Below are 10902 nucleotides of genomic sequence, written 5' to 3'. Positions count from 1 at the left end.
ACGCCATCACAGACGGCTTCGTTCTCGCCTCGCAAAATCAACCCGAAGCAAATGTGTGCGCACGCTAGCCCACAAGGGGAGAAGGGAAGTCCGCTCGCCTAAAGATCAAACAGTGCAATCTTGCGATTGTCGAACTTGATGCCGATCTCGCCGCGCACCAGCTTGAGCGCTGCCTCGCCGAACACCGCGCGCCGCCAGCCCTGCAGGGCCGGTACGTCGGCGTCCTCGCCTTCGGCCGCGATGCGATCGATGTCGTCGCTGGAGGCCAGCACTTTCGAGGCGACACCTTCCTTTTCGGCGACGATCCGCAGCAGCACCTTCAGCAGTTCCGCAGCAGCGTTCGAGCCCTCCGGCGGCTGAAAATTCTTCGGCAGTTTCGGCATCTGCTCCTTCGGCAAGGCAAGGGCGGTATTGACCGCGCCCAGCAGCGCGGTGGCCGTCGAGGAGCGTTCCCAACCCTTCGGCGTGGTGCGCAGCTTGCCAAGGCCTGCCGTGTCGCGCGGCGCCTGCTGCGCCACCTCGTAGATCGCATCGTCCTTGAGCACGCGGCCGCGCGGTACGTCGCGTTCGCGCGCCTCGCGCTCGCGCCACGCGGCCACGGCCTGCACGATCGCCAGTTCCTGCGGTTTGCGCAGCCGCATCTTCAGCCGCTTCCAGGCGTCCTCGGGATGCGGATCATAGGTCTCGCGCGAGGTCAGGACATCCATTTCCTCGTTGAGCCAATGGGCGCGGTTTTCCCGCTCCAGCTCGGCGCTGAGGTGCTGATAGACCTCGATCAGATGGGTGACGTCGGCCAGCGCGTAGTCGAGCTGCTTGTCGGAAAGCGGCCTGTGGCGCCAGTCTGTGAAGCGCGACGACTTGTCGAGCCGCGCACCGGTGATCCGCTGCACCAGCTGGTCGTAGGAAACACTGTCGCCGAAGCCGCAGACCATCGCCGCGACTTGCGTGTCGAACACCGGGTGCGGAACCAGGTCGCCGAGATGGACGATGATTTCGATGTCCTGCCGCGCGGCGTGGAAGACCTTGACCACCGCCTCGTTGGCCATCAGCTTGAAGAAGGGCTTCAGGTCGATATCGGGCGACAGCGGGTCGATCAGCGCCGTCACGCCGGGCGCGGCCATCTGGATCAGGCACAGGATCGGCCAGAAGGTCGTTTCCCGGATGAATTCGGTGTCGACGGTGACGAACGCCGACTTTTCGAAAGCGGCGAGAACGGTCTCGAGTTCTTTCTGGGTGGTGATGACGTGCATCAAATCGCTTTTGGCAGGAGTAAGGTCTTCCTAGATTTCAGCCGGCGGGGCTTTCGTCAAGCTTTGGCGCCATCTTCACGAGCCAGCCGGCTCGTCGGAATCGGTGTTTCTTCTGGCTAGCCGTGAGAAAACCGTCGAGGTGCGCAACAGCGCGGTGAAACGGCGGCGCCTGCCTGCCGGCACGCCGGACCGGGCCTGCATCCGGTAGAGGATGACGGCGATGAAGATCGCATAGACCACCGCGCTGAATACAAACAGGGCGCCCGGTCCGAAATACTGCATCGCCGTCGAGGCGGCGAACGGGCCGCCAATGGCGCCGAAGGAATAGAACAGCATCAAGGCCGCGTTGATCAATACGAACTCGCCGGTATCGGCGCGGTCGTTGGAGTGCGCCGCCGACAGCGAATAGAGCGGCATGGCGAAACAGCCGAAGATGAAGACGAGGACGAAGTTGAGCGCCGGATTGCTGCCGGCGATGAACACCAGCGCCAATGCCGAAAGCATCGCGCAGCAGGTCGTCATCAACAGCACCCTGCGCCGGTCCCAGCGGTCGGAGAGGTAACCCAGCGGATACTGGATGATGGCGCCGCCGAAAATGCCGACGCTGACGAAGGTGACGACATCGGCGACCGACATGCCGATCTGCTCGGCATAGACCGGCGACAACGTGCGAAAGGCGCTGTTGGTGACGCCGACGGCGATGCAGCCGAAGCAGCCCAACGGCGAAATCCGCCAGACGCGCGCCAGGTCGAGCTTGACGTCCTCGGGCGGCGTCGGATTGGAGCGGTCGCCGAGCGAGACCGGCACAACTGAGAACGTGATCATCATCGACATGATGGCGAAGATGGCGAAACCGCCGGCGCCGAAGATCGGGATCAGGAACTGGGCGCCGGTCACCGAACCAATATCGACCATCCGGTAGATCGCCAGCACGCGCGCGCGGTCATGATTGCCGACGCCGGAATTCAGCCAGCTTTCGACGATCGTGAACAGCCCGGCGAAACAGAAACCGCCGGCAAAGCGCACCGCGCACCACATCACCGGATTGAGAACCAGCACCAGCAAAAGGGTGCCGACAGAGGCGATCGCAGCCAGCGCCGAAAATGCCCTGATATGGCCAACGGCCTTCATGATGCGGGTGATGGCCAGGCAACCGAGCAGGAAGCCGGCGAAATAGAACGTGCCCATCAGCCCGATGCCGGAGGCGGAAAAACCTTCCTGCGCGCCGCGCAGCGCGATCAGCGTGCTCTGCAGCCCATTGCCGCCAAGCAGAATGCCGGCGGCTAGAAGGAGCGGGATCATCGGGCGGATGGAGGACATGAAGAGGCAATCACGTGTCGGTGATCCCTTCTTGAACCATCGCCTTGCCCAATGCCAGCGGCAATTCCCGGCAAGACCTCTGCCGCCAGCCCGCTTGCCTTGACAAATCCGGCCTCTCATGCGCTTTTCGCGCAAATTTTCCGGCCGGGCTGTAATGCTTCGGCCCGCAACCCAGCACCCCGGACCTTACCAATGACAATGCACCGTTACCGCAGCCATACCTGTGCCCAATTGAGGAAGAGCGACGTCGGCTCGACCGTTCGCCTGTCGGGCTGGGTGCATCGCGTGCGCGATCATGGCGGCCTGCTTTTCATCGACCTGCGCGACAATTATGGCCTGACCCAGATCGTCGCCGATCCGGATTCGCCGGCCTTCAAGGTTGCCGAGACGGTGCGTGGCGAGTGGGTCGTCCGCGTCGACGGCGAGGTCAAGGCGCGCTTGCCCGACACCACGAACGCCAACCTGCCGACCGGGGAGATCGAGATTTTCGCCCGCGAGATCGAAGTGCTGTCGGCGGCCAAGGAATTGCCGCTGCCGGTGTTCGGCGAGCCTGACTATCCCGAGGATATCAGGCTGAAATACCGTTTCCTCGACCTGCGCCGCGAGACGCTGCACAAGAACATCATCGCGCGGACAAAAATCATCGCCGAAATGCGCAGGCGCATGGGCGAGGTTGGTTTCACCGAATTCTCGACGCCGATCCTCACCGCCTCGTCGCCGGAAGGCGCGCGCGACTTCCTGGTACCGTCTCGCATCCATCCCGGCACCTTCTATGCGCTGCCGCAGGCGCCGCAGCAGTACAAGCAGCTGATCATGGTGTCGGGCTTCGATCGCTATTTCCAGATCGCGCCCTGCTTCCGCGACGAGGATCCGCGCGCCGACCGTCTGCCCGGCGAATTCTACCAGCTCGACCTCGAAATGAGCTTCGTCGAGCAGGACGACGTGCTGTCGACCATGGAACCGGTCATGCGCGGGGTGTTCGAGACCTTCGCCAACGGCAAGCCGGTGACTGAGAAATTCCAGCGCATTCCCTATGATGTCGCCATGCGCAAATATGGCTCCGACAAGCCGGACCTGCGCAACCCGATCGAGATGCAGGCCGTCTCCGACCACTTTCGCGATTCCGGCTTCAAGGTGTTCGCCAACATCCTGGCCAACGATCCGAAGGCCGAGGTGTGGGGCATTCCGGCAAAGACCGGGGGCAGCCGCGCCTTCTGCGACCGCATGAACTCCTGGGCGCAGGGCGAGGGCCAGCCGGGGCTCGGCTATATCTTCTGGCGCAAGGAAGGCGACAAGCTCGAAGGCGCCGGCCCGCTCGCCAAGAACATCGGCGACGAGCGCACCGAGGCGATCCGCCTGCAACTCGGCCTTGCCGAAGGCGACGCCGCCTTCTTCGTTGCCGGCGATCCGAAGAAGTTCGTCTCCTTTGCGGGTGCGGCGCGCACGCGCGCCGGCGAGGAATTGAACCTTGTCGACCGCGAGCGCTTCGAACTGTGCTGGATCGTCGACTTCCCGTTCTTCGAATGGAACGAGGAAGAGAAGAAGATCGACTTCGCCCACAATCCGTTCTCGATGCCGCAAGGCGGCATCGATGCGCTGAACGGCGAGGATCTGCTCGGCATCAAGGCGTTTCAGTACGACATGGTCTGCAACGGTTTCGAGATCGCCAGCGGAGGTATCCGCAACCATCTGCCCGAAACCATGGTCAAGGCGTTCGAGACGGTTGGGCTCGATCGCGCCACGGTCGAGGAGCGCTTTGGCGGCCTCTACCGCGCCTTCCAGTATGGCGCGCCGCCGCATGGCGGCATGGCTGCCGGTATCGACCGCGTCGTCATGCTGCTGGTCGGGGCGAAGAATCTGCGCGAAGTGACCATGTTCCCGATGAACCAGCAGGCCTACGACCTGTTGATGAGCGCGCCCTCGGAAGCGAGCCCGCAGCAGCTTCGCGAACTGGCCCTGCGCGTTGCCGTGCCCAAGAAGGATGCCTGATCGCGTGCTTCGGGCAGTGCTTTAAAGAACTGTCCGAACCGACTCTTTCGATTCACTAAAAAAGCCCGGCATCGCTGCCGGGCTTTTCGCATCTTGAGGTCGCTTCGATCAGTCTTCGTTGGCCTTGACGGTGACGCCGAGCGTCTTCGGCAGGTCGAGCGGGTTGGACATGGCGCCCGCCATGATCAGCGCGAACGGCACCGATGCCGGCGGCTCGGCCGAGATCTCGAGGCTCTTCGGATCGTCGAGATATTTGCCGACCGCGGCCGTGACCTGTGCCGTCAGTTCCGGGTTGTTGAGCTGCGCCATGCCGAACGGCACGATCGCCTTGGCCTGGTTGGCAATGTCCTTGCCGGACATGCCTTGCTGCTTGCCGACATAGTCCAGCACCTTGTTGGTCAGCGAATCGTCGTCGAAGCGGATCGAGGCGCTGTTGAACGAAAGCTGCTGCAACAGGCCGAGCATGGCCATGCCCTGCGCCGAATTGTCGGCGCCTTCCGGCTGTGCCGCCATCTTCTTCTGCATTTCCTGCAGCGACTTGATGAAGTCCATCGTGTAGCCGCCGAGATCGAAGGTCATGCCGAACGTGCCGGCATTCTCGACGGAGATGTCGTATTTCGACAGTTCCATCTTGCCGTCCGAGGGCTGCCAGGTGCCGGCCATCTCGAGATTGCCCGCGATGTTCTGGTAGCCGAGCGCGTTGATGACTTCCTTGGACTTGGGATCGTCGACCAGCGTCAGGTCGGCGTTGAACTTTTCCGTGGTGGCGCTGAATTCCATCGCCTTGCCGTCCGCCGGCGGGGTGATCTCGATGGCGAGCCCGTCCATCGAGAAGGCGGTCTTGTCGGCGACCTTGACGGTCATGTTCGAGAGTTCGGCGGACTTGTACATCATCAGCGATCCCAAGGGGCTGGTCGCGCCGTCGGCCGGAACGGTCATGTCGTGGATGACGAACGGGCTGAGATCGAGGGTGACGCCGTCCTTGCTGTGTTCGAAGGCCGCCGTCGACACGGTGGCGATGTCATAGCCGCCATTGGCCTCGGTGACGCCTTCGAGTTTGACGTCGCCGATGGCGAGGGCTTCCTTTTCCGCCGCCGGCTTGATGGCAACGCCCTGCAGCACCATGCTGGCGTTGTCACCGGTCACGCCGGTCCAGGAAATGTCGACACCCTGGGCGGCAAGGGCTGCCTTCAGCCGGTCGGCGACTGCCGCGTCCTGTGCAAGGGCGGCGTTCAGCGGCAGCGTGAGCAAAAAGGTCGAAAAGGCAAATTTCTGGAGAGTTGAGCGTTTGATTGTCATCGCAAGGTCCCTGAGAGTGTTCTGAAATTCTTTTTCAATTCTTTGCGCCATCACCATTCCGTGACGAACTGGACCGGAAAAAGGCGTATCCCGGCACATTGGTCGAAAATCCCGGCGAAAGGCAAACCCGATCCCACCGTCTTTGCGCAAACCGGTGAATTTGTCATGAAGAGCCGGCTGCCGGATATCATCGCGCTTGGCCTTAGAACCCGCATGTAACAGGCTGATGTTGGTCGACATCCCTTGGCCTACGGTTTCATGTTGCAGAAGGGCCGGCATAGCCGTCTGCCTCTTGCCGCGAATCACCCGCTCGGCTAGTCCCAGCCCATGGGAAAAAGGCTTTTGCCGCCTGAAAATGGCGGTGGCGATCATATCGAGCCGGTCGATCTGAAGAAGGCGCTGGAAGAGCGTTATCTTGCCTATGCGCTGTCGACCATCATGCACCGGGCGCTGCCCGACGTGCGCGACGGGCTGAAGCCGGTCCATCGCCGCATCATGCACGCCATGCGCCTGCTGCGCCTCAATCCCGACCAGGGCTTTGCCAAATGCGCCCGCATCGTCGGCGAGGTGATGGGCAAGTTCCACCCGCATGGCGACCAGTCGATCTATGACGCGCTGGTGCGGTTGGCGCAGGATTTTTCGATGCGCTATCCCCTGGTCGACGGGCAAGGCAATTTCGGCAACATCGACGGCGATAACGCCGCCGCCATGCGCTACACCGAAGCGCGCATGACCGATGTGGCGACCGAACTGTTGTCCGGCATCACCGAGGACGCCGTCGACTTTCGGCCGACCTATAATGAAGAAGACGAGGAGCCGGTGGTTTTGCCCGGCGCATTCCCGAACCTGCTGGCCAATGGCTCGTCCGGCATCGCGGTCGGGATGGCGACCTCGATCCCGCCCCACAACGCGGCCGAGCTCTGCGACGCGGCCCTTCACCTGATCGAGCATCGCGACGCGCCGGTGGCGAAGCTGATGGATTTCGTCCAGGGCCCGGATTTCCCGACCGGTGGCATCATCGTCGACAGCCGCGCCTCGATCCTCGAAGCCTATGAAACCGGTCGCGGCGGCTTTCGCGTCCGCTCGAAATGGATCCAGGAGGACCAGGGCAGGGGCACCTGGAGCATCGTCGTCACCGAAATTCCCTATGGCGTGCAGAAGGCGCGGCTGATCGAGAAGATCGCCGAGCTGCTGATGGCACGCAAGCTGCCGCTGCTCGAGGATATCAGGGACGAGAGCGCGGAAGACATCCGTGTCGTGCTGGTGCCGAAGAGCCGCTCGGTCGATCCCGGCATCCTGATGGAATCGCTGTTCAAGCTGACCGAACTCGAAAGCCGCTTCCCGCTCAACATGAACGTCCTGTCGCGCGGCAAGGTGCCCAACGTGCTGTCGCTGAAGGGCGTGCTGCAGGAGTGGCTCGAGCACCGCCGCGAGGTTTTGGTCCGCCGCTCGAAACATCGGCTTGGCGAGATCGAAAGACGGCTGGAGATCCTTGCCGGCTACCTGATCGCCTACCTCAACATCGACGAGGTGATCAGGATCATCCGCGAGGAGGATGAGCCAAAGCAGGTCATGATGGCCCGTTGGTCGCTCACCGACACGCAGGCCGAAGCCATCCTCAACATGCGGCTGCGCGCTCTGCGCAAGCTGGAAGAATTCGAGATCCGCAAGGAATTCGACGGCCTTAGCGCCGAGAAGAAGCAGATCGAGGCGCTGCTTGCTTCGAACGAGAAGCAGTGGGCGACGATCAAGTGGGAAGTCACCAACATCCGCGACAAGTTCGGTCCGGAGACCGAACTCGGCAAACGCCGCACCCAGTTCGCCGACGCGCCCGAGCACGATCTGACCGACATTGCCCATGCCATGATCGAGCGCGAACCGGTCACCGTGGTCGTCTCGGAAAAGGGCTGGCTGCGGGCAATGAAGGGGCATCTGGCCGATCTCTCGACGCTGACCTTCAAGGAGGGCGACAGCCTCAAGCTCGCCTTCCATGCCCAGACCACCGACAAGGTGCTGGTCTTCACGACCGGCGGCAAGTTCTACACCATCGGCGCCGACCGGCTGCCCGGCGGGCGCGGCCATGGTGAGCCGATCCGCATCATCGTCGACATGGACAATGATCAGGACATCGTCACCGCCTTCGTTCACGATCCGAAGCGCAAGCTGCTGTTGGCCTCGCATGACGCCAACGGCTTCATCGTGCCCGAGGAAGAAGTCGTCGCCAATACCCGCAAGGGCAAGCAGGTGATGAACGTCAAGTCGCCGGACGAGGCCAAGCGCTGCATTCCAGTTACGGGCGATCACCTCGCCATCGTCGGCGAGAATCGCAAGATGCTGGTGTTCGCGCTCTCCGAAATTCCGGAGATGGGCCGCGGCAAGGGCGTACGCCTGCAGAAATACAAGGACGGCGGCCTTCTCGACCTTAAGCCGTTCACGCTGGAGAGCGGTCTCACCTGGCAGGATTCAGCCGACCGCACCTTCACCCGGTCGCGTGAGGAACTGGCCGAATGGATCGGCGCCCGCGCCTCGGCCGGCCGCATGGTGCCGAAGGGGTTTCCGAGGACGGGGAAGTTTGGATGACGCTGCTGCTCTCCCCCCTCGAGGGGGGTGAGAGTCCGGTTTGCCGAAGGCAAATTGAAAGGTCCAGTGGACCTTTCAAAGGGCTCGAACGCCCGAGGCCATAGCCGAGGGCCGGCTGGATCGCCAACTGACAGAGCCCTGCCGGGTCCCCGCTGCTTTGCAGCGTCCCGGCGTTCGCGGGCCTTTCATCGTGCCACCGGCACGATGAATTCGCCTTCGGCGAACCGGCTGCTCACCCCCTCAAGGGGGGAGATCCCAACCATTTGGACTATCGTCACGATTGCTGCACTATGTCAGTGCATAAGCGGGAAGGGTGTTCGGGAGAGGCAGGCGTTTGAAGGAAGCAAAAATCCAGAAACCGGAACGGCAGCAGCGCCTGTTCGGCCTGTCGACGCCGCTGCGGGCCGCCGTCATTCCGCCGCTGTCGGCGGCGCGCTGGCTGCTGGTGCTGATCGTCGCCGCCGGCGTCTATTTCTTCCACGGCTTCCTGTTTCCGGTGCTGGCGGCGCTCGTCATCGCTTTCGCCAGCTGGCCGCTTTACCGCCGCCTGCTTGTCGCGGTCGGCGGCAACCGCACCATCGCCGCGACCTTTGCCATCCTCTTCATCCTTGCCTTCCTGGTAATTCCGATCGCCTTCGCCGGCACCTATGCGATCAACGAGGTCCGCGAGTGGGTCGCCTGGGCGATCGAGACCAACCGGCATGGCGCGGTGACGCCGCACTGGATCGCCACCATGCCTGTCGTGGGCGAGTGGCTGAACGAGCAATGGACGACCAATTTTGGCCATCCCGGCGGCATTGGTGAACTGATCCAGCTGGTCAGCGGCGCTAACATCGGCAGCATCTACCGCGGCGTGCTGGCGGCTGGCGGCAGTGCCTTCGGCCTGCTCCTGACGCTGCTGTTCATGATGATCGCGCTGTTCTTCGCCTATCGCGACGGCGAGCACTTTGCCGGCCAGGTCGACCGCCTCGGCGAACGCATCTTGCCGACCAGATGGGAGCGGATCTCGCGCGTCGTGCCGGCGACGATATCGTCGACCGTGACCGGCATGACCGTCATCGCCATCGGCGAGGGGCTGGTGCTGGGTATTGCCTATTGGCTGGCAGGCGTGCCGTCGCCGGTGACGCTCGGCGCCCTGACCGGCGTCATGGCGCTGATCCCCGGCGGTGCGCCACTGTCCTTCACGCTGGTCTCGATCTATCTCGCCGCCAGCGGATCGCCGATGGCCGGGCTGGCGCTGTTTCTATGGGGCGCGGTCGAGCTGTTCATCGTCGACAAGACACTGCGCCCGAAGCTGGTCGGCGGGCCGATAAAACTGCCCTTCCTGCCGACGTTCTTCGGTCTGATCGGCGGCGTCAAGACCATGGGGTTCCTCGGCCTGTTCATCGGCCCCGTGCTGATGGCCCTGTTGGTCGCAATCTGGCGCGAATGGCTGCGCGAGGTGGAACTGGCCGACGAAATCGCGCTTGGTTCGCCGGCCGAAATCGAAGCTGGCCCGCAAATCGAGGCCCTGCCGGAACCCGACCTGGCCAAGAAGAAGGCCAGTGGCTGATCCCGAAAGGTTGCGCTACACCGGATGATGCACCGCAAGGTCACTACGACGCCTGCGGCCCTCGTTCAGTTGCCAGAACGAATGCGCGATCAACGTGACGATCAGGATCCCGCCGCCGATCAGGCTGTTGCGGGTCGGTGTTTCGTCGAAGATCATCCACACCCAGACCGGCGCCAGCACCGTTTCGAGCAGGTAGAACATCGCCACTTCAGGTCCCGAAATGTATTTCGGCCCGTTGGCGAGGCAGAAGAACGAGATCGGCATGATGACGGCGCCGTTGAGGATGATCCACCATGGCGCCTCCACCTGAAAGCCGGTCTTGGAGACCATGAACGCCGCCAGCCCGAAAGGCAGGATGACGCCGATCAGCGCGGTAAAGCCCATGTCCTTGCCGCTGGCACGCGAGATGGTGATGGCGCAAGCGATCAGGAAGGCCGAACACAATGCCATCAGGTCGCCGAACAGATATCCGGTGCCGACGGAATCGCCGACGATGATGGCGACGCCGACTATCATCGTTGCCAATGCCGCAAGGGTCAGTGGCCGCGGCCGCTCTTTCAGGAATACCCACGACAGCAGCGCGGCGAACATGGTGGTGAATGCCAGGATGAAAACCAGGTTGGCGGTCGAGGTGTTGTAGACGCCGGTGATGAAGGCGATCGCGCCGAGCCCGTAGATCGCGGAAACGATTAGGCCCGACCAGCCCGGAATGAGCTGTGGCGCATTTTTGCTGAACGAGCGCCAGATGGTCCACACGATCAGTGCGGCGGCCAAGGTGCAGGCGGTGCGCAGCAGCAAGATCGTCCACGCCTCGCCGTGGGCGAGCCGGATCAGCGGGATGTCCACGGTAAGCGTCAGCCCGCCAAGCGCGGTGAGCAGAAGTCCTTTGGTGTGAGCATCATGAGACGACAT

Annotated in this window: 7 protein-coding genes; 3 read left to right on the top strand and 4 right to left on the bottom strand. The window is 62.9% G+C overall.

Annotated elements, in window-relative coordinates; translation table 11 throughout:
• Window positions 1-98: 98 nt before the first annotated feature.
• Both rnd and NKH19_RS28480 read right to left on the bottom strand, forming a co-directional pair.
• Window positions 99-1250, bottom strand: a complete 1152-nt coding sequence (rnd, locus tag NKH19_RS28485; RefSeq protein WP_352872829.1) for a ribonuclease D — start codon at window positions 1248-1250, stop codon at window positions 99-101.
• A 75-nt stretch (window positions 1251-1325) separates the two neighbouring features.
• Window positions 1326-2570, bottom strand: coding sequence for an MFS transporter (locus tag NKH19_RS28480; RefSeq protein ID WP_352872830.1), 1245 nt, complete (start codon window positions 2568-2570; stop codon window positions 1326-1328).
• Window positions 2571-2768: 198 nt separating this feature from the next.
• Between NKH19_RS28480 and aspS the strand changes: the two genes are divergently transcribed.
• Entirely contained in the window at window positions 2769-4559 is a 1791-nt protein-coding gene (aspS, locus tag NKH19_RS28475; RefSeq protein ID WP_352872866.1) for an aspartate--tRNA ligase, read from the top strand.
• Between the two features lie 108 nt (window positions 4560-4667).
• On the opposite strand, the gene NKH19_RS28470 is transcribed toward aspS, so the two are convergent.
• On the bottom strand, window positions 4668-5858 hold the full coding sequence (locus NKH19_RS28470; protein ID WP_352872831.1) for an aq_1923 C-terminal domain: 1191 nt from the start codon (window positions 5856-5858) through the stop codon (window positions 4668-4670).
• A 327-nt stretch (window positions 5859-6185) separates the two neighbouring features.
• Between NKH19_RS28470 and parC the strand changes: the two genes are divergently transcribed.
• Both parC and NKH19_RS28460 read left to right on the top strand, forming a co-directional pair.
• Window positions 6186-8438 (top strand): DNA topoisomerase IV subunit A, encoded by a 2253-nt coding sequence (parC, locus tag NKH19_RS28465; protein WP_352872832.1) that lies wholly within the window; start codon window positions 6186-6188, stop codon window positions 8436-8438.
• A 334-nt stretch (window positions 8439-8772) separates the two neighbouring features.
• A complete protein-coding gene (locus NKH19_RS28460; RefSeq protein ID WP_352872833.1) occupies window positions 8773-9990 on the top strand; it encodes an AI-2E family transporter in 1218 nt (405 codons plus the stop codon).
• Between the two features lie 15 nt (window positions 9991-10005).
• On the opposite strand, the gene NKH19_RS28455 is transcribed toward NKH19_RS28460, so the two are convergent.
• The gene (locus NKH19_RS28455) at window positions 10006-10902 is read right to left on the bottom strand and encodes a DMT family transporter (RefSeq protein ID WP_352872834.1); all 897 of its coding nucleotides are present in this window, start codon (window positions 10900-10902) and stop codon (window positions 10006-10008) included.

It is taken from the genome of Mesorhizobium sp. M1338, from assembly GCF_040318045.1.
Lineage (GTDB): Bacteria > Pseudomonadota > Alphaproteobacteria > Rhizobiales > Rhizobiaceae > Mesorhizobium.
The sequence above is the reverse complement of the archived record's forward strand: the minus strand, read 5'-3'. Positions and strand labels throughout refer to the sequence as shown.

Coding starts and splice junctions, on each gene's coding strand:
- rnd (WP_352872829.1), bottom strand. CDS start 1,250: ATGCACGTCATCACCACCCAGAAAGAACTCGAGACCGTTCTCGCCGCT.
- NKH19_RS28480 (WP_352872830.1), bottom strand. CDS start 2,570: ATGTCCTCCATCCGCCCGATGATCCCGCTCCTTCTAGCCGCCGGCATT.
- aspS (WP_352872866.1), top strand. CDS start 2,769: ATGCACCGTTACCGCAGCCATACCTGTGCCCAATTGAGGAAGAGCGAC.
- NKH19_RS28470 (WP_352872831.1), bottom strand. CDS start 5,858: ATGACAATCAAACGCTCAACTCTCCAGAAATTTGCCTTTTCGACCTTT.
- parC (WP_352872832.1), top strand. CDS start 6,186: ATGGGAAAAAGGCTTTTGCCGCCTGAAAATGGCGGTGGCGATCATATC.
- NKH19_RS28455 (WP_352872834.1), bottom strand. CDS start 10,902: ATGTCGTCTCATGATGCTCACACCAAAGGACTTCTGCTCACCGCGCTT.